At 67.0% G+C, this 23,270-nt stretch carries 19 protein-coding genes and 2 pseudogenes; 12 read left to right on the top strand and 9 right to left on the bottom strand.

Features of this window, described 5'->3' with window-relative positions; translation table 11 throughout:
• Positions 1 to 69 precede the first annotated feature (69 nt).
• Entirely contained in the window at positions 70 to 342 is a 273-nt protein-coding gene (locus ACQPZQ_RS16045; protein WP_433296423.1) for a hypothetical protein, read from the bottom strand.
• Positions 343 to 798: 456 nt separating this feature from the next.
• Between ACQPZQ_RS16045 and ACQPZQ_RS16040 the strand changes: the two genes are divergently transcribed.
• Entirely contained in the window at positions 799 to 1,011 is a 213-nt protein-coding gene (locus ACQPZQ_RS16040; RefSeq protein ID WP_433296421.1) for a hypothetical protein, read from the top strand.
• Between the two features lie 399 nt (positions 1,012 to 1,410).
• The gene (locus ACQPZQ_RS16035) at positions 1,411 to 2,085 is read left to right on the top strand and encodes a DUF305 domain-containing protein (protein ID WP_433296419.1); all 675 of its coding nucleotides are present in this window, start codon (positions 1,411 to 1,413) and stop codon (positions 2,083 to 2,085) included.
• A 546-nt stretch (positions 2,086 to 2,631) separates the two neighbouring features.
• On the opposite strand, the gene ACQPZQ_RS16030 is transcribed toward ACQPZQ_RS16035, so the two are convergent.
• The 3 genes and pseudogenes from ACQPZQ_RS16030 to ACQPZQ_RS16020 form a co-directional block, all read right to left on the bottom strand.
• Positions 2,632 to 4,059, bottom strand: a complete 1,428-nt coding sequence (locus tag ACQPZQ_RS16030) for an MFS transporter (RefSeq protein WP_433296416.1) — start codon at positions 4,057 to 4,059, stop codon at positions 2,632 to 2,634.
• 86 nt (positions 4,060 to 4,145) lie between these two features.
• Positions 4,146 to 4,640, bottom strand: a complete 495-nt coding sequence (locus ACQPZQ_RS16025; protein WP_433299730.1) for a hypothetical protein — start codon at positions 4,638 to 4,640, stop codon at positions 4,146 to 4,148.
• Positions 4,641 to 4,707: 67 nt separating this feature from the next.
• Positions 4,708 to 4,971 (bottom strand): annotated as a pseudogene (locus ACQPZQ_RS16020) (SDR family NAD(P)-dependent oxidoreductase); the annotation flags it as partial.
• 308 nt (positions 4,972 to 5,279) lie between these two features.
• Here ACQPZQ_RS16020 and ACQPZQ_RS16015 point away from each other — a divergent pair.
• The 9 genes from ACQPZQ_RS16015 (at position 5,280) to ACQPZQ_RS15975 (ending at position 14,572) form a co-directional block, all read left to right on the top strand.
• Complete coding sequence (locus tag ACQPZQ_RS16015; RefSeq protein ID WP_433296414.1) at positions 5,280 to 5,699, top strand: hypothetical protein; 420 nt, start codon at positions 5,280 to 5,282, stop codon at positions 5,697 to 5,699.
• 4 nt (positions 5,700 to 5,703) lie between these two features.
• The gene (locus ACQPZQ_RS16010; protein WP_433296412.1) at positions 5,704 to 5,856 is read left to right on the top strand and encodes a hypothetical protein; all 153 of its coding nucleotides are present in this window, start codon (positions 5,704 to 5,706) and stop codon (positions 5,854 to 5,856) included.
• Positions 5,857 to 5,880: 24 nt separating this feature from the next.
• The gene (locus ACQPZQ_RS16005; RefSeq protein ID WP_433296410.1) at positions 5,881 to 6,828 is read left to right on the top strand and encodes an alpha/beta hydrolase; all 948 of its coding nucleotides are present in this window, start codon (positions 5,881 to 5,883) and stop codon (positions 6,826 to 6,828) included.
• A gap of 1,154 nt (positions 6,829 to 7,982) precedes the next feature.
• Complete coding sequence (locus ACQPZQ_RS16000; RefSeq protein WP_433296408.1) at positions 7,983 to 9,044, top strand: MBL fold metallo-hydrolase; 1,062 nt, start codon at positions 7,983 to 7,985, stop codon at positions 9,042 to 9,044.
• Positions 9,045 to 9,056: 12 nt separating this feature from the next.
• Positions 9,057 to 9,416, top strand: coding sequence for an alpha/beta hydrolase fold domain-containing protein (locus tag ACQPZQ_RS15995; RefSeq protein ID WP_433299239.1), 360 nt, complete (start codon positions 9,057 to 9,059; stop codon positions 9,414 to 9,416).
• A gap of 770 nt (positions 9,417 to 10,186) precedes the next feature.
• A complete protein-coding gene (locus tag ACQPZQ_RS15990; protein ID WP_433296405.1) occupies positions 10,187 to 12,553 on the top strand; it encodes a xanthine dehydrogenase family protein molybdopterin-binding subunit in 2,367 nt (788 codons plus the stop codon).
• Positions 12,553 to 13,383, top strand: coding sequence for an FAD binding domain-containing protein (locus ACQPZQ_RS15985; RefSeq protein WP_433296403.1), 831 nt, complete (start codon positions 12,553 to 12,555; stop codon positions 13,381 to 13,383). Before ACQPZQ_RS15990 ends, ACQPZQ_RS15985 begins: the two co-directional genes overlap by 1 nt.
• Positions 13,376 to 13,870, top strand: coding sequence for a (2Fe-2S)-binding protein (locus tag ACQPZQ_RS15980; protein WP_433296400.1), 495 nt, complete (start codon positions 13,376 to 13,378; stop codon positions 13,868 to 13,870). Before ACQPZQ_RS15985 ends, ACQPZQ_RS15980 begins: the two co-directional genes overlap by 8 nt.
• A gap of 24 nt (positions 13,871 to 13,894) precedes the next feature.
• Positions 13,895 to 14,572 (top strand): SRPBCC family protein, encoded by a 678-nt coding sequence (locus ACQPZQ_RS15975; RefSeq protein WP_433296398.1) that lies wholly within the window; start codon positions 13,895 to 13,897, stop codon positions 14,570 to 14,572.
• Here ACQPZQ_RS15975 and ACQPZQ_RS15970 read toward each other — a convergent pair.
• From ACQPZQ_RS15970 to ACQPZQ_RS15950, 5 genes and pseudogenes are all read right to left on the bottom strand, one after another.
• Complete coding sequence (locus ACQPZQ_RS15970; RefSeq protein WP_433296396.1) at positions 14,508 to 15,203, bottom strand: GntR family transcriptional regulator; 696 nt, start codon at positions 15,201 to 15,203, stop codon at positions 14,508 to 14,510. The two genes, ACQPZQ_RS15975 and ACQPZQ_RS15970, sit on opposite strands and share 65 nt — an antisense overlap.
• A gap of 595 nt (positions 15,204 to 15,798) precedes the next feature.
• The gene (locus ACQPZQ_RS15965) at positions 15,799 to 16,506 is read right to left on the bottom strand and encodes a GntR family transcriptional regulator (RefSeq protein ID WP_433296394.1); all 708 of its coding nucleotides are present in this window, start codon (positions 16,504 to 16,506) and stop codon (positions 15,799 to 15,801) included.
• A 171-nt stretch (positions 16,507 to 16,677) separates the two neighbouring features.
• The gene (locus ACQPZQ_RS15960) at positions 16,678 to 17,961 is read right to left on the bottom strand and encodes an IS256 family transposase (RefSeq protein ID WP_433292910.1); all 1,284 of its coding nucleotides are present in this window, start codon (positions 17,959 to 17,961) and stop codon (positions 16,678 to 16,680) included.
• Positions 17,962 to 18,723: 762 nt separating this feature from the next.
• A pseudogene (locus ACQPZQ_RS15955) lies at positions 18,724 to 20,001 on the bottom strand (CynX/NimT family MFS transporter).
• Positions 19,998 to 20,258: a hypothetical protein gene (locus tag ACQPZQ_RS15950; protein WP_433296391.1), complete on the bottom strand. Its 261-nt coding sequence runs from the start codon at positions 20,256 to 20,258 to the stop codon at positions 19,998 to 20,000. Before ACQPZQ_RS15950 ends, ACQPZQ_RS15955 begins: the two are co-directional and overlap by 4 nt.
• 1,488 nt (positions 20,259 to 21,746) lie before the next feature.
• Between ACQPZQ_RS15950 and ACQPZQ_RS15945 the strand changes: the two genes are divergently transcribed.
• The gene (locus tag ACQPZQ_RS15945; RefSeq protein ID WP_433296389.1) at positions 21,747 to 23,225 is read left to right on the top strand and encodes a catalase; all 1,479 of its coding nucleotides are present in this window, start codon (positions 21,747 to 21,749) and stop codon (positions 23,223 to 23,225) included.
• Positions 23,226 to 23,270: the final 45 nt, after the last annotated feature.

Here is a 23,270-nt window from a genome sequence, read left to right as displayed (position 1 = left end):
CATCGCCCTTGAGGACCGGAGGCGGAGCTCGCGGGCGAGGCGCACGATTTGCGTCTCTTGCGCGGCCAGTTACGCCGCTTGTCTTGGTGGCGCGGTTGCCGAGCCGTTGACTGTGGCGTGCAACTCGCGTGCCGCCCGGTTCTGCGGAGCCTCCAATCCCATTGCTGCGAACATCTCGTGCGCGGTGCGTCGCTGTGTCCGGCCATCCGCACGGCAGCGCTCGCGGCGCAGCCATTCCCCGTAGAGCAGGTGGGTGCGGGCAAGCTCACCCTGCACGCCGGTGCGGCCCAGCCGCTCGATCACCTCACCAGAGAGACGCTCCGCGGCCTCGTCCCCGCTCACAAGTGCCCGCGAGCGAGCCCTCGCATCCCACACTCAGCACCATCCTCCTCGAGCTGCCCAACCACACACCGATGATCGAGTGGCTCTACGCACGTGGGTCGGTCCGCGCTCATGGTTCGAGGTGCACCACCGCCACCATCGAGGCCGGGTTGCCATCCAGCAGGCGTGCGAGGAGAGCCGACTGGTCGAGCTGCTGCTCTCCAAGCATGTGAGGCACGTCGAAGCCCACCTGGACGGAACGCTCGTCGCATGCTCCACGGCAACGAATACGAGAACGCCGCATTCATCGGCGCCGACGGCCTGCGCTCCTCGACCCGGGACCTGGCGACGGCAAACCAGTGAATTCCGGCCTCGTCGCCTACCGCAGCACGGTGCCGACCGAGGCATTGTCCGCGCACGGCGGGGTGCGCGAGCGCGAGGGCATGGTGGTCTGGGCAGGCCAGGGGCCTGCACCTCGTGCAGTACCCGGTGCTCCAGGGCGTGCTGGTCAACCAGGTGGCCACGCTCGACACCCGTCTCTATCCCACCGCTGACGGCGAGGACGGCGCACGCCACCTGGACCGCATGTTCTCCGCCCTGTGCCCCCAGGTAGCCCATGGTGTCTCCTTCATGGACCGCACCCGACGCCGGCGGCTGTTCGACTACGCGCCGGCGAGCGGGTGGAGCTAAGAGGCCTGTCGCGCTGGTCGGTGACGTCGCCCATCCGATGGGGCAGTCACTTTGTCACTCGCCCTTGGACTTCGCCAACGCCTGCCACGTTAAGCCTCGCCCCACTCTCTAGGCGTCGAGCCTCCCGAACGGCCAGATGCTGAGGCGAGACCGATCGTCAGCTACAGCTCGGCAACGGCCGCCGCGGCACCGCCCGATGACCCGCGATCGTGGGGCCCTCCGCGCTGTCGCCTTCCGGTTGACCGGTATCTCGGTTTCCCGCTGACCTCGATGTCGCGTGGCGCTGGCGCGGCCAAGCTTCTGGGACCAGTACCCCTGGGGGGTAGGGGTAGTCACGGTCTTACGTGAACGGAGGACACCTTCATGAGTTCATTCGCACTCCGAGCCGCCACGGCGAGCGTGGCGGCCGTCGCCATCGCGGGCGTCGCCATCGCGGGCGCCACAGGCGCCACGGCCGAGGCAGCCGCCGATCCGCCAACCACGGTCGCCGCGCAGCAGATGCCGGGCGACTCGACGCCCATTCTGAACACGGCCCGACAGTACGCAAACGACCTTCGCGGACTTTCCCGTGCTCAGGCGGAGCAGGCTTTCCTGGCCGGCATGATCCGGCACCACGCCGCGGCGATCAGCATGGCCAAGCTGGAGCTCGCCCGGGGGGCGAATCCCGAAGCCAAGGCGTTGGCCCAGCAGATCATCAGTGGCCAGAGCCAGGAGATCACCGAAATGACGAACTGGCTGCGTGACTGGTACCGGCTGACCCCGGCACAGGCCCAGGCACGGGAACCGGCCACCATGCGGAAGCTCGCGACGGAAATGGCCGCGGGGATGACGAACATGACCACCCAACTGGCCGCGGTCCCGGCCGGCCCCGCATCCGACAAGGCGTTCCTCGCGGCGATGATCCCGCACCACGAGATGGCCATCGTCGTCTCCCGTCCGATGACGACCCAGGCCGAGCACCCAGCGCTGCACACGCTCGCCGGGCAGATCATCACCACCCAGTCGGCCCAGGTCAGGAAGATGAGCACCTGGCTGCGCAATTCATACGGCGTCACGACCGCTGTTCGGCCGTAATCGCCCAGAACCCCAGACAAACGAGTGGGACAAGCAGCAATCGGGTAGAGGCCAGGGTCACCTGGCCTCTACCCGATCGCTGAATGCGCGGGCGCGCATCCGGCGGCTCGGCAAGCCGTCGTTCTCCGGCGGCTCCGGACCTACACCCGCCGACGTCGTGATCGGGCGGCTCGCGGGATACGGGCACGCGGCCGCTGGCAAGGCCGAGGTCCGGTACATCCACCAATTCGTGCGCGAAGAGATGCAGTCGGTCCTTCACGCTGCTTGGCGTCAGCAGCGTGCGTGACCTCGGCTCCGACTTCCCGCAGAAGGTGTAGCCATGATCTCCCGACCGCCGGGAAAGGTTCCCACGCTGAGCAGGCTGCAGAGGTCTTCGACCCGCTCGCCACTTCTGAGTCAAGCACGCGGCGAACCTTCCTCGGCCTTGGCGTGGACGCCTACCTCGTCGGCCGTGCTCGACCTCCGCTGAGCCGCGGACGACCGGAGGGCCGCCGCGGTCGATCCGGCCCGGTCGGCGCGTCGGCCGGCGCGGGCCGGCGTCGCGACTCAGGCCTCCTGCGCCGACCCCGTCCGGGGAGACATCTGTGGTGCGACGACGCCGCAGTGAGGGACTTCCGCGACGCGCACGCGGTGCCGGCCGGCCCCGGGTTGCTCGGGCTCGGCCGCCCGCAGCGGCCTGCGGACCAGCGCGAACGCCAGCAACGACGCCGCAACCAACAGACCCGCCGAGATCATCATCGCCGTCCGGAACCCCGAGTCGAAGGCAACGGGGTCGGTGTAATCATCGCCCGCGATGCCGGCCACCCCGGGAATCACGGCCACAGCCAGGAGCCCGGCCGCACGGGCGACGGCGTAGTCGACCCCGGACGCCGAGCCGGCGTAGCGGTCGGCGGCGCTGTCGAGAACGGTGGCGGACAGGGGGGCAACGGTCAGCGCGAGCCCCGCGCCGTAGAGGACGACTGCCGGCAGTACGTCGAGGACCCACGTCGAGCCGGCGCCGATCCGGAGCATGAGCAGTGTCCCGACCGCACCGATCAGCGGACCGACCGTCAGGGGCAACCGCGGCCCGATCCGCCCAGCGAGCGCCCCGACACGCGCGGAGAAGGCCAGCATGATCAACGTGATGGGCAAAAGGGAGGTGCCGGCCGTGAGCGGGCTGAACCCGGAGACCGTCTGCAGCTGCAGCACCAGCAGCAGGAACACCGTGCCCTGCGCGCCGAAGATCAGGAACGTCACCGAGTTGGCTGCGCTGAACGTCGCGTTCGCGAACAGCGCGGGCGGCACGAGCGGGTGCTTCGAACGCCGCTCCACCACCACGAACGCTGCCAGCGCCGCCAGCCCCACCAGCAGGCCGATCACGAGGTCCGGATCCGCGCCGCGCTCGCTGAGCCCGGTGAGCGAGTAGGTCAGGCCCCCGAGCCCGAGCACAGCGAGCGCCGTGCCGGCCACGTCGAGACCCGGGGCGGACTCCGTGTCGCGGCTCTCGGGCACGTGCCGCAGGGCCACGAGGACGATCACGGCGGCCAGTGGCAGGTTGATGAGGAACACCGCCCGCCACGTCCACTCCACCAGCCAGCCCCCGAGGAACGGGCCCACGGCGCCGGCGATCCCCGCTAGGCCCGACCACGCCCCGACGGCGGCGGCCCGGTCCCGGCCACGGAACGACGCCGAGATCAGCGCGAGGCTGCCGGGCGTCAGCAGCGCCCCTCCGACGCCCTGCAAGGACCGCGCCACGATGAGCGTCTCGATGTTGGGGGCCAGCCCGGACAGCAACGACGCCACCGCGAACCACACGACACCGATCACGAAGACACGCCGGCGCCCGAAGTGATCACCCAGCGACCCACCGAGCAGGATCAGCGACGCGAGGGTGAGCGTGTAGCCGATGACCGTCCACTGCAGCGCCACGAAGCCGGCGTCGAAATCGTGGCCGATGTGCGCGAGCGCCACGTTCACCACGGAACCGTCGATCATTACGACACCCGACCCGAGGACCGTGGTCAGGAGCACCCAGCGCCCCTGTGCCGACCTCAGCCGGATTCCGGACGTATCCACCATCACTATGCCTGCGCGACCGGTGTGCGGGCGAAGGTCACCACATCCTGTCCGGACGTGCGCCGGCGCAGCGCTCGCCCGGTTCCTCGGCACGATCCCCGCGGACGAGCGAGCCGCTTTTCCGTCACCGCACGCGATGCGCAGGAGGCGCTGGCCAGCCGTGATCTGGCCACCACGACCGTCCTGTCGGTGCTCGGGCGTGATCTGGTCGACTGAACCAATCGGGAAGCGAGCCCAGGCAGTCGAAGGTCGGCGACGAACGTGCCGCGTCCGGCCAGGTGGCGCTCGTCTTCGCGCCGGCGCTCGCGAGCACCGACCCCGTGACGACGTCGCCTCGTGATTGGTTCCATCAGATCTTCTCCCTCATCCGGCGAGCCAGCCCCGTCGATCGGGATGGAGGTCCCGGTGATGTGCCGGCTGCTCGGGCCACACAGGTAGATCACCAGAGCGGCGATCTCTTCGACGGCGGTGAGCTCCTTGATCGCGGCGCCACCGAGCACGACGTCGCGGACGATCTCCTCCGATGTGGTGTTGTGGATCACGGCTGCCGCCGTTCGGGAACTCGTGTACGAGAGCGAGGTGCTGCAGGCCGGCGTTGCTCACGACGATGTCGACTTCTCCACCGGCCGAGACCTTGCCTACGGCGGCGAGATCGGCCAGGTCCACAACCAGGCGAGTGCCGCCCACCTCGGTGGCGATCTGGCGCGCAGCGTCCGGCCTGACGTCAAGTGCCAGAACCCCGGCCCCTGCGGCGGCCAGTGCGCGTGCACAGGCCGCTCGGATACCGCTCCCCGCCCCAGTGGCGAGTGTGAGTCTTCCGGCCGGTGTCATGCGCCCTCCTAGGCCACGGCGAACCTCAAGTGTATGCCATCGCCTCGGAGCATACGACCAGCATCTTGCATCGGGGGATCTCCTTCAGCCCGGGCGGCCCGGCTCGTGGAATGACTACCATAGGTAATCACAGCATCATAAATGGCTAGAAATCGTCCCTTGACATGCGCCGCGACGGCACGCACACTCCGATAATAGAATTCTATCTACTCTTGAGCAAGCCCGGACTCGCCAACAGTGATCGGCACCCTGCACCAAGTGGCATACCATCTGGGAGGATGGGCCGCTCAACGACGCGAGGAGGACCGATGCCGATGCGTGCTGCCGATCTCTATCGGGCGCGCCGGATCGGAGGCAGGCAGAGTCCGATCCAGCGGCCGGCGCCGGCCGTGGTCGACCTGACCTACGGATTCACCGACACGAATAGTTCGCTGGGGTGCGAGGCGGACGCGGCGCTGGCCGACACGGCGCGGCTGCCGGCCACCGCTCGGACGTCCGGAACACCGCCGCTCTTCACCCGCATCACATACGACGGCGCCACTGCGGCGATTGCCACGCCGTCCTTGGAGAAGATGCCCGCTCTCAGCGAGTGCGGCGGCGGGAGCCGCTGGGCATCCATCGACGCGCGGATCGAGCCGCAGGCACGGGAACCGGTGCTCACCAAAACCGTTCGCCTCAGGGTTCTTCGGCACGAACCTCTCGGCCTTCCTCACCGCACACGGCTGTGACGGGGTGGTGGTCACCGGCGCGACCGACGGCCTGCTCGAGATCGAAGCGACCGGCGTCGGCGGGACCGACACCGCTGCGTACCACGGAGTGCCCGCCCGGGTCCGTCTCGCCAGCAGCCGTGTCGAGGAGTGGTGCGACCAGCGGGGCGCACGCTGACATCAACGAAAGGACAGATTTGACATGAGCAAGCCCGTTCTCGAGCCGGCCGCCCAGGAGCTCGCCGACGCCACCTCGAAGCCGCCGTTCCTGTACCAGCTCGGCCCCGACGGCGCCCGGAAGGTGCTCGACGACATCCAGGCTGCGCCGATCGACAAGCCCGACGTCGACGAGAAGTGGATCACTGTGCCGGCCGAGGTCGGTGACGTGCGCGTCCGCATCGTCAAACCCGTGGGGTCGACGGGTTCGCTGCCGACCGTGCTTTTCGTGCACGGCGGCGGCTGGATCCTGGGCAACGCCGCAACGCACGACCGGCTGGTCCGCGAGCTGGCCGTCGGTGCCGAGGCGGCGGTGGTGTTCGTCGAGTACGACCGGTCCCCGGAGGTCCGGTACCCGGTGGCCATCGAGCAGGCCTACGCCACCGCCCAGTGGATCACTCGCGAGGGCGCTACCGAGGGTCTGGATGCGTCGCGGCTGGTGGTGGCCGGTGACTCGGTCGGTGGCAACATGACGGCGGTGTTGGCGATCCTCGCCAAGCAGCGTGGCGACGTGACCTTCCTGCACCAGTCGATGTACTACCCCGTAACCGACGCCGGGCAGGACACCGGGAGCTACGGCGAGTTCGCCGACGGTCCGTACCTGACCGCCAAGACGATGGCGTGGTTCTGGGATGCCTACCTGCCGGAGAAGGACAGGCGCGGTGAGATCACGGCGTCACCGCTGCGCGCGAGCCTGGAGGATCTCGCGGGCCTGCCGCCTGCGTTCGTGATCGTGGACGAGAACGACGTGCTGCGTGACGAGGGGGAGGCTTACGCCCGCCGGCTCACGGAGGCCGGTGTGCCGACCACGAGCGTGCGCTACAACGGGACCGTTCACGACTTCATGATGCTCAACCCGGTCAGCGACACCAGGGCGGTGAGGGGGGCCGTCGCGCAGGCGATATCGGTGCTCCGGACCGCCCTCGGCCACTGACTGAATACGACGCATGGGTTCGCAGCGATGCCGGGCCGAACGCATGATGCTGGTCGCTGGGAGTGGTCTGTGGCGAATTCTGAGAACATGACGCGGAGGAATCACAGCCCGAGCGCGGTAAACCATCTGGCCAGTTGAGTGCTGACTAAAGCCTGATCCTTCCCACCCGTGGTCAACCACACCCGATGAGCGGCCTTGCCGGGATCAATCGCACAACGTCGTGACCAGCAACGCCTCTTGCAACAACCCACCCACCAGCGCTCCAGTCACCTACCAGGGCGTCCGGTTTCGGCGCGGGAGCGATCGCGACAAGTCGCTCGCCGTCGGGCACGACCACGCTCTGCGCCGGTAGCCCTGCAGTCAGGGCGTCGCGGCTATCAGGAGGTAGTTTGCCTGGCCAGGCGGCGGCGATGACGCAGTAAGCGGTAGCGGGGTCGAGACCGGCGTTGCGCATCCTCTGCCGCAACGCCCTCGGCTCGGACGCGGGCCGGGTCCGCAGGTCGATCACCATCACGTCCCGGGTCAGGCGGGTCGCTTCGGACACCGCGCGCTCCCCGACCATCGCGAGTGCCACCGCCGGAGCTGCCCGGTGCTCTGAGGATCACCAATCGTACAGATTGTTTGGGGAACGGCATGGGTTGTCTGTGGGGTTCGCCCTACGCCTGTCCTCGGGTGTGCATCGCGTCAATTCTGGTGGCCACCCAATGGGGGCGAAAGGCTGCTGTCGGCACACTCGCTTGTACGGACGACATCCGGACGGGAGTCAGATGGCGGGACGACAGGGATATGTTGCCGGAGGGTGGCCGAATGGCCCGGCGGTAACGACTCGGCGTCTGGAGCCTCTCCTCGGCGACGAGAGAGTGCCGGACCCCCGACGCTGACGCGGATCGATGACCTGAGCCAACGTCGTACGCAGGCCCGGGACGAGCGCGACCGGATCGGGTAGCTCCACTCCACCCACCCGGTCAGCAACAGCAGCGATCGACAAGGATGCGGACGCGGGCACGACTCTCTTCTGATGATCAAGACTGGCGTCAGAACCATCAGGGTCGTGCTCACACCCTCATCTCCGGCCGCGTGTCGCCGCAGCTCCACACTCACTCAACCGCGACTTTGCCGATCCCGGATGGGCGGCAGGAAGAGGAGCTTTTATCATGAAACGGGAGATGAGCACCCTAGGAAAGGCGACGATTGCTGCGGCCTTTCTGGCGGCGTGCGGCGCGCCGCCAGCGATTGCATGGGGTAGTACTCCGCCACCCAACGCGCAGGAAATCCCTTACGGGGTGATCAACGCCGCGGGCGCGCCCCCCATGCTTGCACCGGGTAGTACTCCGCCACCCAACGCTCAGAAAAACCCTTACGTTGTGCTCAACGCAGCCGCCGCCCGGGGCCCCATCACCGTAACGCCGCTTCGGGGTGGCGTTTACATGCTCCAGGGGTCAGGCGGAAACATCGGCGTGCTGCCGAGCAAGGACGGCGCCTTCATGGTGGACGTCGGAATCGCCGCAGCTTCCGGCTCGCGCTTACCTCGCCAGAGGCTGGAAAGCGCCCTGCAGAAGCTCGGGGCTTCCCACATCAGGTACCTGGTGAACACCCATTATCATTGGGACCACACGGACGGAAACAGCTGGGTCCACGAGCATGGGGCAACGATTATCGCCACCCCCGGTACCCTGCGCAACCTGAGCAAGTCCATCCGGGTGGTGGAATGGGCACACACCTTCACCCCAGTCCCTGCCGCCGCCCGACCGACCGTGCTCGTCGCCTCCGAGAAGACGTTCACCGTCGATGGAAAGCCGGTGCGGCTGCGTCCCTACGGCCCCGCCCACACCGACGGCGACCTCTCCGCCTATTTCACCAGGGCGGACGTGCTGTTCACCGGCGACACCTGGTGGAACGGTCTCTACCCGTTCATCGACCACGAGAGCGGCGGCGGCATCGACGGGATGATCCACGCCGCAAACCAGAACATCGCGATGGTGGGCGACGGCACGATCGTCGTTCCCGGGCATGGGCCGGTCGGAAGGCGCGCCGACCTGGTGGAGTACCGCGATATGCTCGTCGCCATTCGCAACCGCGTCGCCGACCTCAAGCGCAGGGGCCTTACGGTTGAACAGACCATTGCGGCCAAGCCCACCCAGCCCTTCGACGCCAAGTGGGGGCAGGGAGTCATCGGCCCGGACCTCTTCACCACGCTCGTCTATCGCGGCGTGTGAGGCACGTCAGTCATTCGCGCGATTTCTCGAGCGGATCCCAGCGTGCGTCTCCTGCGTGATCATCGTAGTTGCGCGGAGGGCCTGCCGCCGGCATTCGTGATCGTGGACGAGAACGACGTGCTCCGTGACGAGGGCGACGCCTACGCCCGCCGGCTCACCGAGGCCGGTGTGCCGACCACGAGCGTGCGCTACAACGGGACCATCCACGACTTCATGATGCTCGACGCGACGCGGATGCTTCTCCGGGCGGTTCCCGGTTTTCGGTGCAGGGAGCAGCCGCTCAAGCAACTCCTGCTGCCGGTCGGTCAGATCCGACGGATACCTGGCGCGTGTCCGCCTCGACTGCTGCGTCCTCGCACCGCTCCACAGTGAACGACCCTGCCACCATGATCACGTTAGACATGCCGGACCATCTCAACACGCTCTTAGAACGCGAGCCAGGCGGGCAGGACAAGGTGCCACACCTGCGCGGCGGGCGTGCCCATCGCCCCCGCCGGTGCGGGGCAGCGCTCACTTCTGACACGGCTGTCGGCACGATGCGGTCGAAGGAGATACAACCACCGTTTGCGCCGAGGAATCTGCGGCCACGCCCGCCTCTCACCGACCACCACGGGGCGCCCTCCCCTACTGGTTGTCGGGGTTCTCGGAGGCGCCAGTGAGCCGATCATCCGAAACGGACGGATCGGAAGCTTTCGGTCAACCATCCATCGCCAAGCCACTGAGGCGGACTTCGACTGCTCCGAACCGGCGCGCCCGGGAGAAATCGGGTGCGCATCGGCATCGAGTCCTCCTTAGGTCTAGATCGGCTGATGGCATACCAGACATCAGCACGCACCGAGCCCGCATCAGGCTAGAGGCACCTCCCACAAGTGGATAGAATTCTGTATCCTCGACCTTGCACGGTCGACCGCACATGTCGATCTACTTCTACATCCACATCAACTGCGATGATTACAGACAGTGCTATCCACAGCGGCCGCCTGCAGATTCTCGGAGCGATCTTGTGGGCGACGATCTCGGACACACCCTCAACAAGAATGGTATACCATTGAGACCGTCGCCGTGTGTAAGAGAGCACATGATCACCTGAAGCGACATCCCGATTAACGGGGGATGGCTCGCTGGATGAGGGAGGAGAGTTGATGGAAGCCATCACGAGGCGCCGCCACGGAGTCGGCGCCCGCGAGCCGCGGCGCGAGGATGCGCGGCACCTGGCCGGACGAGGCTCATTCGTCGCCGATCTGCGGCTGCCCGGGATGCGTGAGGTCGCCTTCGTCCGCAGCCAGACAGCACATGGACGCCTGGTAGCGGTCACCCCGCCGGACGGCGCCGGCACCGCGGTCTGGACTGCCGCCGACCTCTCGGCGATCGCCGAGCCGCTGACCGCCACGTCCACGCTGCCGGGATTCCGCACCGCGCCGCTGCCGAACCTCGCGGCGGACAAGGTGCGCTACGTGGGCGAACCGATCGCCCTGGCGATCGCTGCCACGCGGGCCGAAGCCGAGGACCTGGCGGCGGCGGTGCTCGTCGATATTGAGCCGCTGCCTGCCGTCGCCGACTTCCGCACCGCGTTGGCCAGGCGGTCTCTCGTGCACGAGGACTGGCCGGACAACGTTTTCGCGTCGACGTCAGGCGACTTCGGTGACGTGGACGGCGCGGCCGAGGAAGCCCACGTGTCGATCACTCGTGAGTACACGATGAACCGGCAGGCCGTGGTGCCGCTGGAGACCCGTGGCGTGGCGGCCCACTACGACCGCGCGGCCGACCAGCTCACCGTGTGGTCCTCGACCCAGACGCCCCACATGATCCGGGACATGATCGCCCTCCAACTGGGCGTCGAGAGCCGGCGCGTGCGGGTGATCGCGCCCGACATGGGCGGTGGCTTCGGCGCGAAGTGCTCGGTCTACCCCGAGGAGATCACGCTCGCCGCGATCGCTCTGCAGCTGGACCACCCGATCCGCTGGGTCGAGGACCGCTGGGAGGCGATGGTGGCCTCCACACAGGCTCGCGACCACTTCTACCGGGTCACGGCACATGCAGCCGAGGACGGCACGCTGCTCGGTGTCGACGCCGAGATCGTGGTGGACAGTGGCGCCTACTCGGTGCACCCGTGGACCGCGACGATGGACGCGACGATGGCTTCCGCCATGATCCCCGGCCCCTACCGCCTGCGGAACTACCGGTTCCGCACCCGGAGCGTGGCCAGCAACAAGACCCCGTCCGGCCCGTATCGCGGAGTAGCGCGGCCGGGCGCGTGCTTCGCCATCGAGCGCACCCTCGACGACCTCGCCTACGAGCTGGGCATCGAGCCCCACGTCATCCGCGAGCGCAACATGGTCACCCCGGCGGAGATGCCGTACACGTCGGTGACGAACAAGGTCTACGACAGCGGCAACTACGCCGAGGCGCTCCACCGGGCCGCCGTACTGATCGGGCACGACGCCTGGCGGGAGCGCCAGCGTGACGTTCCACGCGACGCCGGCCATCGCATCGGCATCGGCTACGGGTCGTTCACCGAGCAGACCGCCCACGGCTGTATCGAGTGGGCGTCCCGAGGCCTGGCGATCACGATCGGCACCGAGAGCGCGCGACTGGAGATGGACGCCACCGGGACGTTCACCCTGTCCGTCGGCATCAAGAGCCACGGTCAGAGCCTCGAGACGACGTTGGCGCAGGTCGTCAGCGAGGTGTTCGACGTCGATCCGGCCCGGATCACCGTGCTGCACGGCGACACCGCCCTCACCCCACGCGGCGACGGCACGTTCGCCTCCCGGTCGATGGTCATGGCCGGCGGTGCCACCTTCGGCGCCGCCTCCGCGCTCGCAACCAAGGTGAAGCGCATCGCCGCCGTGCTGTTGGACGAACAAGTCGACGTTCTCGAGCTTCGCGACGGTGCCGTGCGCGCCCCGAGCGGCTCGATCCGCTACGCCGAGCTCGCCAAGGAGTTCCTGTTCACGCCCGACCACGTGCCCGGGGTGGACGCGGGCCTGGAGGTCACCTACTTCTACCGGCCCGAGGTGCAGACAGGTGCGTTCACCTACGCCACACACGCCGTGGTGGTCGACGTCGACCTGGACACCGGCGACGTGACCCTGCTCGACTACGCGATCGTCGAGGACTGCGGCACCGTCGTGAACCCGCAGGTGGTCGACGGCCAGCTCATCGGCGGGATCGCCCAGGGCATCGGCACCGCGCTGCTGGAGGAACTCGTCTACGACGCCGACGGGCAACCGAAGTCCACCAGCTTCCTGGACTACCTGCTTCCCGGTGCCACCGAGGTACCGGAGATCAAGATCGAGCACCTCGAGACGCCGTCGCCGTACACCGTCTTCGGAATGAAGGGCGCAGGCGAAGGCGGCGCGATCGCCCCGCCGGCCGCGATCGCCAACGCGGTCACCGATGCGCTGCGCGAGTTCGGTGCGCTCGTCAACGAGACACCGATGACGCCCGCCCGGGTGTGGGCGGCGCTGGAGAGTGCGCGCAAGCCGGACGTGGAGGAGGCAGCCTGATGAAACCAGCGCCCTTCACCTACCACCGGCCGGCCGCCGTGGTCGAGGCGGCGGAGCTGCTGCACGACCTCGAGGACGCGAAGGTCCTGGCAGGTGGCCAGAGCCTGCTACCGATCATGAACATGCGACTGGCCGAACCTTCGCATCTGGTCGACATCACCAGGATCGCCGAGCTGCGGGCAACCTCGGTGGACGACGCGGGAGCGCGCTACGGGGCCGCCACCACGCACATGATGATCGAGGACCAGCTGGTGCCCGATGTGACGGACGGTCTGCTGCCGCATGCCGCCGCCGGGATCGGCTACCGGGCGATCCGGACCCGGGGGACCGTCGGCGGCAGCCTGGCGCACTCCGACTCCAGCGCCGAGTGGCCCACGGTCATGTCCGCTCTTGACGCCGCCGTGCACGCCGTGTCGACGCGGGGGCGGCGGCGGATCCCGGTGCGCGAACTGTTGATCGGGTTCTTCTCCACCACCCTCGACGCGGACGAGCTGATCGTCGCCGTCGAGGTTCCGCGACTCTCCCCGGGCACCACGTGGGGGATGTACAAGATGGCCAGGAAGCCGGGGGAGTTCGCCGAGTCGCTGGCCGTGGCACTTCGCCGGCCGGACGGCGACGAGTTGTGGCTGGGAGCCGCGCGTGACACCCCGGTGCGGCTGCGGCACACCGAGACCGTGATCGCGGACCGTCCCGCGCCCGAGATCACCGTCGCCGACCTCGCCGACGCCGTCGGTGCCGACACCGGCAGCGAAGGACATTCCCGGCAGCTGCACGCGGTGGCCACTCTCCGCGCGCTACGGGCCGCTGAACGAGAGGCCTCTCATGTCTGACAACGATCACGTCACCGTGCAGCTCACCGTCAACGGCCGCAAGCTGGAGGTCACGGTGCCCTCGCGCACCACGCTGGCCGACCTGCTGCGCGACCACCTGCACCTGACCGGCACCCACCTCGGCTGCGAGCAGGGCGTCTGCGGTGCCTGCACGGTGCGGGTGGACGACCTGCCCATGCGCTCCTGCCTCACCCTGGCGGCCTCCTGCCAGGACGCCGAGGTGGTGACGATCGAAGGACTCGCCGACGCCGACGCCGACCGCGTACGTGCCGCGTTCTCAGAGGAAGGCGCGCTGCAATGCGGCTTCTGCACACCGGGAATGGTGATCGCCGCGCACGATCTGGTGCGCCGCAGGCAGTGCCTATCCCGTGACGAGATATGCACCGGGATGGCGGGGAACGTCTGCCGCTGCACCGGTTACAACGGCATCGTCCGCGCGGTGCACAGGGCGACCGAGAGCGGCATCGAAAACGAGAACGCCGGTTGAGACCGGCAGCTGAGAGGAGTCGACATGGAGCTCGTCAACGAGTTCACCGTTCCCGCCACCCCGGCGGATGCGTGGAAGCTGCTCACCGACGTCGAACGCATCGCGCCATGTCTGCCCGGCGCGACCGTCGAGTCACAGGGCGGAGATACCTACACAGGCACGGTGTCGGTCAAGGTCGGCCCGATCAAGGTCGGATACGACGGCACCGTGGCATTCCGTGAACTGGATCCCGCGGCGTTGCGGATGGTCCTCGATGCACGGGGCAAAGAGCGGACCGGCAAGGGCTCGGCCGCCGCGGCGATCACTGTCGATCTGCACGACGACGGAGCGGGCGGCACCAGGGTGCAGGTGCGCACGGACCTGCAGATCACCGGCAAGGTCGCGCAGTTCGGCCGCAGCGCGATGGCCGACATCTCCGCCCGCCTGATCGACCAGTTCGCGGCCAACCTCGCGTCGTTGTTCATCGCGGACCCGACGAAGGACCCCGTCGGAGTGCTCGGCGCGTCACCTGCGGGGCCGGCAGCCGCGTCGACAGTGGGTGCGGCGACGGCCGGCGAGCTGGATGCGCTCGCGCTCGCCGGGCCGTTGCTGCGTCGGACCGTGGCGCCGGCGCTCGGCTTCGGTGTGGGAGTTCTGCTTACGTGGCTGGTGGCTCGGCTTCGAGTTGCTCGTACTGCAGCACTGCCCGCTGTGCAGTCCTGATGTGCACCTTCATGATCATTTCCGCTGTCTCGCCGTCGTGCGCGCGAAGAGCGTCGATGAGCTCTCGGTGATGTCCGACGCTGCGCCAGAGGTCGCGCTCGGTGTAGCGCAGGTACGTACGCCGCACCAGCGGCAGGCCGAAAACCCCGTTGAGCAGGTAGATCAAACTGTCGTTACGGGTGGCATCGAGGATCAACCTGTGGAACTCGTTGTTCAGCGCCGCCGCTCGTTGCCGTGTCGAGTCGTCTTCGGTGATGGCCCGCTCGTACTCGCTGAGGTTCGATTCGAGTTTCGCCAGTATGGAGTCGTCGGCCTTCTGCGCGGCGAGGGAGGCGACGTATCCCTCCGTGATCGCGCGCAACCCGTAGATCTCGATGATCTGCTCGCGGGACCAGGCCACCACCTGCGCGCCCCGGTTCCGCTCCAGGCGCACCAGGCCCTCGGAGCTCAGTTTGTTCAGGGCTTCGCGGACAGGTGTCCGGCTCACTCCCATTGACATCGCGAGAGACCTCTCGCGCAGCCAACTACCGGGAGCGAACTCACCCGTAGCGAGCCGTTCGACGATGTCGACGTACGCCCTACGCGCTGCCGAGGACGCGTCTTCCGTCGCGATGGTCTCGTCATCTGTCATCGTCAAGCCCCTCTGACCAGCGAGTTTACCGAAGTTCCCGGACCGGGACACTGAGGAGTTCCCCTGACCGTCCACCGCATCCGAATGATCGTCCCGAGGTCGAACACCACGGTGGAGAGCGAGGTGCCCGAGCTGCTCCGCCGGTATGGGGCCGCCACGGGTGAGGCATGCACCACCCATTCACGTCGCGCCGTCCTGCACACTGTCGATCCCGAGTCGCCGCATAAGATGGTAACGGAAGGTGATCGGTGCGCCACCGAGCTCGCCGATGCGCGGATTGAGTCGATCGGGTATGCCTGCCCGATCGCATTGATGGCGAAGGGAGCACGTGCGCACGAGCGGATCGAGCCCCAATTGGCCGGGTTGACAGCGGCCTCCGCGGCGCCGGTGCCCTGGTCCCACGATCCTCGAGCTGGGGTTTCAACGGGCTGCGATCGTGACGCCATATCTGCCGGAACTGATGGATCTCGTCGTTCGCCATGGGTCTGCCGGTGCTGACGGCAGCCACCTCAGCCACACGTGAGCTGCGGAGAGCGCTGGATGTGCTGGCGCAGGTGCCGAGCGCCGGCACTGCACTGGAGAGCGGGCCGGCAACTCAGTTGACGTCCACGCCGCGGTTTTCCAGGTAACGGAGGCAGCTGGTCAGGCTGGCGAGTAGGTGCTGGTTGAGCACCTCGGCCGTGCCATCCGGGTCGCGGGCACGGATCTTGCGAACGAGCTGAGTGTGCTCGCGTGCGGCGGCGGCTAGCCGGTTCGAATCCGGCAGGCTGCTCATCACATAGCGCTCGCAGGTGTTCCACAGCATGCAGAGATGGCGTTGTAGCACTCCGTCACCGCCCGCGCGAAAAAGTGCGAAGTGGAATTGGCGATGGGCGTGCAGCATCTCCTCCGACACGTGTGGAACGTGCTTGTCGGACAGATCCCGCATCTGCGCCAGCCAGTACCCCATTTCGTCTACGACCGAGCGATCCTCAGCCAGTGCCGCGCGGCGCGCGGCGATCGGCTCGACGGCTTGCAGGATCTCGAACGAGTCGCGCAGATCGCGCACACTCAGCTCGCGTACCACAGTGCCACGGCGCGGCAGGTTGTCCACCAACGACTCGGCTTCCAGCTCGCGCACAGCCTCACGCAGTGGAACCCGACTCACGCCCAGCTCGTCGGCGAGATCATAAACACGAACCTTCGCGCCGGGAGGAAGCACGCCGAGCACGATTCTGTTGCGGAGCTGCTCGGCGACGTAATCCGTGATCGTGCCAGGGGTCCTCGTCGTACCGAACTGGCCGCCTGTGATCGACACCGACACGCTGTCTCCAGTCCCTCGACGACGCTAGTGGATAGGATACAGTCTTCTAGATCCTGCGTGCTTGGCATGCCCGCGCAACATGCACTTGGGACGACGAGCTTCTATCTGAGCCCGTAACGGCGGTGCCTGTCTGCGCCGGAGCAATCGTCAAGACCTGTGGATGAAGATCTTTTAGGCTGCTTCGGGTTGATGGGTTTCGTCGGGTCGTTCGACGAGCTTGCCGTTGACGAACACCGCGCCGGCGCGGACGAGCGCGACGAGGTGCGGGGCGTTGACCGCTCGCCAGCGGTCCTGGGCGGCCTCGATGAGCTTGAACGCCATCGCGAGCCCGGCCGCGCGTGAGCCGGGACCGCGAGTGATCTTCGTGCGGTGCCGCACGGTCGCGAAGGTCGACTCGATGGGGTTCGTGGTTCGCAGGTGGATCCAGTGCTCGGCCGGGTAGTCGTAGAACGCCAACAGCACCTCGAGGTCATCAGTGATCTTCGCGACCGCCTTGCCGAACTTCGCGCCGTAGACGGCCTTGAACGACGTGACGGCGTCGAGGGCGTGCTGCTTGTCCTCGGCGTTCCAAATCTCGGCGAGGGCCTTCTTCGCCCCGGGATGCGCGCTCTTGGGCAGCGCACCCAGAACGTTGCCGATCTTGTGGAACCAGCAGCGCTGCTCCCGCGTGGTCGGGAACACCTCGCGCAGCGCGCCCCAGAACCCGAGCGCGCCGTCGCCCATCGCGAGGACCGGGGCGTGCATACCGCGCCGTGCGCAGTCGCGCAGCAGATCCGCCCAGGACTCCATAGATTCCCGGTAGCCGTCGGTCAGCGCGACGAGCTCCTTCCGCCCGTCCGCGCGAACGCCGATCATCACGAGCAAGCACAGCTTGTGCTCCTCGAGGCGGATGTTGACGTGGATCCCGTCAACCCACAGATAGACGTAGTCCACACCCGACAGATCCCGGGTGGCGAACGCGCGCTGCTCGGCCTTCCATGTCTCGGTCAACTTCGTGATCACCGGCGCCGACAGGCCGGCCGAGGAGCCGAGGAACTGCCCCAGGGCGGGCACGAAGTCTCCGCTGGACAGGCCGTGCAGGTAGAGCAGCGGCAGCACCTCGGTGACCTTCGGGGTCTTGCGGCACCAAGCCGGCACGATCGCCGAGGAGAACCGGGCCCGCTCGCCCGTCTCGGGATCGACGCGCCGATCGTTGACTCTAGGCGCGATCACCTCCACCGCCCCGGCGCTGGTCAGGACCTCGCGAGCCTGGTGGGAGCCGTTGCGCACCACCAGCCGGCGCCCGCTGGAATCGCGCTCGCCGATGTGGCGGGCGATGTAGTCGTCGACCTCGGCCTGCAGTGCTTCGGCCAGCATCCTGCGGGCGCCTTCGCGGACGAGCTCGTCGATCAACGACGCACCACCGCACCGGCGGTCGTCATCGGCGTCGGCAGCTCCAGGAACTACGGTGAGCACGGGTCGTACCTTCCCGACCGGCGTTGGCGCGCCGGCCTTGCTTGAGAGCCTCAAGATCACCGGGAGGGTACGACCCACCCTCGTGATCCACAGGTTTCAAGCATTGCTCCTGCGCCGGACACCCGAGCCGCAGCACGGTGGGAGACATCCCCCGATTGCGGCAGCACCGCAGACACGTCGGACATCATCACGAATGCCGGCGGCAGGCCCTCCGCGCAACTACGATAACCACGCAGGAGACGCACGCTGGGATCCGCTCGAGGAAATCGCACGAATGACTGACGCGCCTCACACGCCGCGATAGACGAGCGTGGTGAAAAGGTCCGGGCCGATGACCCCCTGCCCCCGCCTGGCGTCGAAGGGCTGGGTGGGCTTGGCCGCAATGGCCTGTTCAACCGTAAGGCCCCTGCGCTGGTAACGACGAGCTCCGGCACGCCAACTGCTGCGGGACTTGCTGTGTTCGATCCTCGTCGACCTCGAACGGCGGCTCGATGTCGCCGCGAACTCCGCCTGCTGTTTCTCCGTGGTGGGTAACTTCGGCTGAGAATTGGGCGCCGGGACGCGGCGCATCATCACCGCGCTGCGACGCGGCGGGGCCACCCATACCTGGGGCGGACTCTCGCGGCGCAGCACGCATAGCCGCGGCTGAACCGGACAACGACCTCGGAGTTGCTGTGGCCCATCTCGGGCCAGCCCACATGCGCGGAGTGACGGTGCCGGCCGCGGATGTGGCAAGCACCGAATGGGTCCTGGACGCAGAGTTCATCCATTGCGTGGAAGCCGAGCTGGGCCTGTGCCCAAACGTCCTCCTGAATCGGTCGGAGTTTGCTCTCTCATCAGCGTAGGAGGTTCGTCGGGGTATCCGGAGACATGACGGTCCCGGCCAGCGAGCACACCGGTGACGGCCTGTGGGACGAGGACCGCGATGAGCAGCAGAAGCGGAATCGTCCATCCGTTGGTTGTCTCGTGGACGACGCCCAGCCCGAGTGGACCGAGCGCTGCCAGCACATAGCCGATGCATTGCGCCATGCTGGACAATTGCGCCGTGTGCCGGCTGTCCGGTGCCCGCTGCACGATGTAGAGCAGAGCCAGGCTTGTCGCGGTGCCCTGGCCGATTCCGAGCAGCAAAATCCACAAATACGTCCCGGCGGTCGGTGCGACCGACAATCCGCCGAGGGCAATCGCGTAGAGCAACGAGCTGCTCACCACGAGCGCTGCAGCCCGGGGCACCCGTCCCGCGAGCGTCGGCGCCAGGAATGCCCCGACAATGCCCACGACATTGCTCAGCGACAGCATTGTTCCCGCAGTTACGCCGCTCATTCCTGCGTCGACCAGCAGGGTCGGCAGCCAGGCCGCAACCGTGTAGTAAGTCATCGACTGCAAACCCATGAAGCAGGTGACCGCCCAGGCAAGCGGGTTGCGCCAGAGCCCCCTCACCGGGTGCGCGGCCGCCTGCATATCGGCGACCGAAACCCGGTTGGGCCGGCGAACCTGCGGCAGCCATACGATAATCGCCACTATTGCAGGCACGGCCCATAACGCAATCACAGGTCGTCAACCGAGCCCAGTAATCCTCGCCAGTGGGACGGTTAATCCCGCGGCGAGGGCGGGGCTCGCGAAGAGCGTCACGGTGTAGAGCCCGGTCATGAGGCCGACCCGGCTGGTGAAGTCGCGTTTGATCAGCCCCGGAAGTAGCACGTTGGCAACCGCAATGGCCGCGCCGATCAACACCGTGCCGGCGAGGAGTGCCGCTAGTGGCTGCAGGAGGCGGATCGCTGCACCGGCCGAGATCAGAACCATGATGAGCAGTAGCGTCGGTTCCATCCCGATCCGACGGCCGAGCCGAGGGGCCAGCGGCGCCAGCACACCGAAGCACAGCAAGGGCACAGTGGTCAGCAGCCCAGCTGCCGACGCCGACAGCCCTGTGTCGGCACGGATCGCACCCAGCAGCGGAGACACTGCGACCACCAGCAGCCGCAGGTTCACTCCTAGCAGGATGACGCCGACGGCCAGGAGCAGCGTGGAACGAGCCCGCGTCATCGTCGTGCCACGTCGATCGTCGCGAGCTGATCGCCACCCATGCCATCGACTCCATCGGTGGCTTGCGGCCACTCGACCGAGTCGACGGTCTCGCTTAGGTGGCCGCCTGCACGAGCACTCGCGACGTCAAGAATGTCGGCCTTGCTGTCGCCGTCGATCTCTCCACGCGTACGGCGCCGGCCAGCCCACTCGATCAGAGCCAGCAGAGCGCTGTCGCCCAGATTGCTGTGCTTCATCGACCTGAGCTGCACGTCCACCTCATTACAACCATCCCAACATCCTATGTTTAGTCCCAAAGAAGTCCTGACCGGCATCATCGATCAAATCAGGCCGGCCTAGCGTGCGAATCGAGCGTCGGCCCACCACCCGCTGCCGCGTCTAGTCATCCTCAGTACTCACGGAATTGACATCGAGTTTCTTACAACGCGAGTCGTCTACAACGCGTTCTGCGCAGATTCACCGCGTACCCCGCGATCGCGGTGACATGCACGATCCAACCCCAGCCACGCACGGACATCCCGACCGGACAACTCGGGCGATGCAGAACGGGTGTCCGCAACATCACGTCAAGGATCTGACCGAAAGCCGCAGACGGGAACCCGTGCACGAGCGGCCTCGATACCGCTCCCCCGCCCCGTGACGAACGCGAGCCTTCCAGCCGGTGTCACGCGCCCCCCAGGCGCGGTGCACCCTACTTGCATACCATCTCCTGGCGCCGTTCGGCCAGTGATCTACATCGGACGATCTCCCCTCAAGTCCGGCAGCCCCGGAGAGGTGACGACGACAGGTACCACTCCATGTCGAGCCGAGGCGCGGGCGCTTGACATGCACCGCGGTGGCACCCACACTCCGAGAATAGAATTCTATCTACTCTCTGGCAAGCTGGCTTTACGATCTATCGGCCAGAGCGCCTTACAAGTGGCATACCATCAACTCGGAGATGCGAGAGGAGGGGTCGATCTCGATGCGTGTTGCCGATCTCTTTCGAACGCGCCGGATCGCAGGCAGGCGAAGCTGGATCTAGCGACCGGCGCTCGTCGTGGCGGACCAGCGCCAGTACCCGGATCCGGCGCCGTTGCTGCAGCGGCGTGAGCGGACCTCCCGACGGGGCCGTGCCAGGCAATGCTGCTCACGGCTGGGCTCTGGCTCGCCGTGCAGTCCATCATCTCGCAGGTCCCGGGCCTGCCCATCGATGGGCTGGACTACCACGCGTATGCCGTCACCACGGCATTCGCCCCCTGTTCTCGGTGTACGGACGCGCTCTCGAAGGCGTCCGAAAGCCCGCCCAAGGGTGCGTCCAGATGCAGTAAATCTCCGAGAGGCGATGCTGTCAGTGGTTCCGCGAGTGAGTCACCCCGACTACAGGCTACGTATCCCAGAAACCGACACAAGCAGTGAGAAGAGCGCCCGTGGTCTTCAACAGAGTTTCGATCCCCAATGTCGACCTCGATGGTCACGCGCGATCACCCTGGAGATCACCTCAGCACCGCCGGCCGAACGGTCCGCCGGTAACGGTCCGCCGGTTCACGCTGCCGACCGGGTTGTCGGACGCGCCGATCCTGGCCGATAACCGAACATCTGCGCGTCGTGGTCTCCCACGGCGAGGTATGTGTCGACGCTCCGGAGAAGGAGGTTGACGATCGGTGCACCGATCGATCTCGAGCCTCCTCGACCCGCGCCGTACAACGCCGCCACCGGTGATTCCGATCTGACCCACCCAGCCACGAGAACACACGGAGAGGCCCATGCCCGACGACGATGTGACCACCGGCAACGGCCGGCCGGTCGAACGCAAGCTGACCACCGCCGCAGGCGCACCCGTGCCCGACAACCAGAACGTCGAGACAGCCGGCCCCCGCGGCCCGATGCTCCTGCAAGACATCTGGTTCCTGGAGAAACTCGCCCATTTCGACCGCGAGGTCATCCCCGAGCGACGCATGCACGCCAAAGGCTCCGGAGCATTCGGCACCTTCACCGTCACCAACGACATCACCCGCTACAGCAAAGCGAAACTCTTCGCACAGGTCGGCAAGACCACCGAGATGTTCGTCCGGTTCTCGATCGTCGCCGGCGAACGCGGAGCCGCCGACGCCGACCGCGACATCCGCGGATTCGCCGCGAAGTTCTACACCGAGGAGGGCAACTGGGACCTCGTCGGCAACGACGTCCCGGTGTTCTTCTTCCGCGACCCCCTCAAGTTCCCCGACCTCAACCACGCGATCAAACGCGACCCACGCACCAACATGCGCAGCCCGAAGAACCAATGGGACTTCTGGAGCTCCCTGCCCGAGTCACTACACGTCGTGACCATGATCATGAGCGACCGGGGCATCCCCGCCTCCTACCGCCACATGCACGGCTTCGGATCACACACCTTCAGCTTCATCAACGCCGACAACGAACGATTCTGGGTCAAGTTCCACCACCGCGTACAACAAGGAATCAAAAACCTCACCGACGCCGAAGCCGCCGCCGTCATCGCCGGAGACCGCGAAAGCTCACAACGCGATCTCTACGAGGCCATCGAACGCGGTGAGTTCCCACGCTGGAAACTGTGCGTCCAGATCATGCCCGAAGCCGACGCCGCGACCGTGCCCTACCACCCCTTCGACCTCACCAAAATCTGGCCGAAGAGCGACTACCCACTGATCGAGATCGGCGAATGGGAACTCAACCGCAACCCCGACAACTACTTCGCCGACGTCGAACAAGCCGCGTTCAACCCCGCCGCCGTCGTCCCCGGAATCAGCTTCTCACCCGACAAGATGCTGCAAGGACGACTCTTCTCCTACGGCGACACCCAGCGCTACCGCCTCGGCGTCAACCACCACCAGATCCCGGTCAACACCCCACGAGCACCCGTAAACAGCTACCACCGCGACGGCCCCATGCGCGTCGACGGCAACTACGGCAGCACCCTGCACTACGAACCCAACAGCTACGGGGTGTGGCAGGAACAACCCGGCTACCGCAACCCACCAGAGCCCATCGGCGCAGTCGCCGACCACTGGGACTTCCGACAAGACGACCACGACTACTACAGCCAGCCCGGCAACCTCTACCGAAAGATGAACCCAGACCAGCAACAAGCACTGTGCCAGAACACCGCACGCGCCATGATCGGCGTCCCCACCGAGATCAAACAACGCTGGATCGACCACTGCACCAAAGCCGACCCCGACTACGGCACCGGCGTCGCCGAAGCCATCGCGGCCCTCGACTGATCCAGGGCCTCACGCGGCACGATCCGGCGCCGCCGTTGATGTCGC

It is taken from the genome of Pseudonocardia sp. CA-142604, assembly GCF_050948475.1.
Taxonomy (GTDB): Bacteria; Actinomycetota; Actinomycetes; order Mycobacteriales; family Pseudonocardiaceae; genus Pseudonocardia; species Pseudonocardia alaniniphila.
This window is presented reverse-complemented; position numbering and strand designations above follow the sequence as displayed.

What these genes read in the sequence shown, in the direction of transcription:
- ACQPZQ_RS15985 (WP_433296403.1), top strand. Translation starts at nt 12,553, where the DNA reads ATGAAACCAGCGCCCTTCACCTACCACCGGCCGGCCGCCGTGGTCGAG.
- ACQPZQ_RS16030 (WP_433296416.1), bottom strand. Translation starts at nt 4,059, where the DNA reads ATGATCGACGGTTCCGTGGTGAACGTGGCGCTCGCGCACATCGGCCAC.
- ACQPZQ_RS15975 (WP_433296398.1), top strand. Translation starts at nt 13,895, where the DNA reads ATGGAGCTCGTCAACGAGTTCACCGTTCCCGCCACCCCGGCGGATGCG.
- ACQPZQ_RS15990 (WP_433296405.1), top strand. Translation starts at nt 10,187, where the DNA reads ATGGAAGCCATCACGAGGCGCCGCCACGGAGTCGGCGCCCGCGAGCCG.
- ACQPZQ_RS16005 (WP_433296410.1), top strand. Translation starts at nt 5,881, where the DNA reads ATGAGCAAGCCCGTTCTCGAGCCGGCCGCCCAGGAGCTCGCCGACGCC.
- ACQPZQ_RS15945 (WP_433296389.1), top strand. Translation starts at nt 21,747, where the DNA reads ATGCCCGACGACGATGTGACCACCGGCAACGGCCGGCCGGTCGAACGC.
- ACQPZQ_RS16015 (WP_433296414.1), top strand. Translation starts at nt 5,280, where the DNA reads ATGCCGATGCGTGCTGCCGATCTCTATCGGGCGCGCCGGATCGGAGGC.
- ACQPZQ_RS15980 (WP_433296400.1), top strand. Translation starts at nt 13,376, where the DNA reads ATGTCTGACAACGATCACGTCACCGTGCAGCTCACCGTCAACGGCCGC.
- ACQPZQ_RS16000 (WP_433296408.1), top strand. Translation starts at nt 7,983, where the DNA reads ATGAAACGGGAGATGAGCACCCTAGGAAAGGCGACGATTGCTGCGGCC.
- ACQPZQ_RS15970 (WP_433296396.1), bottom strand. Translation starts at nt 15,203, where the DNA reads ATGACAGATGACGAGACCATCGCGACGGAAGACGCGTCCTCGGCAGCG.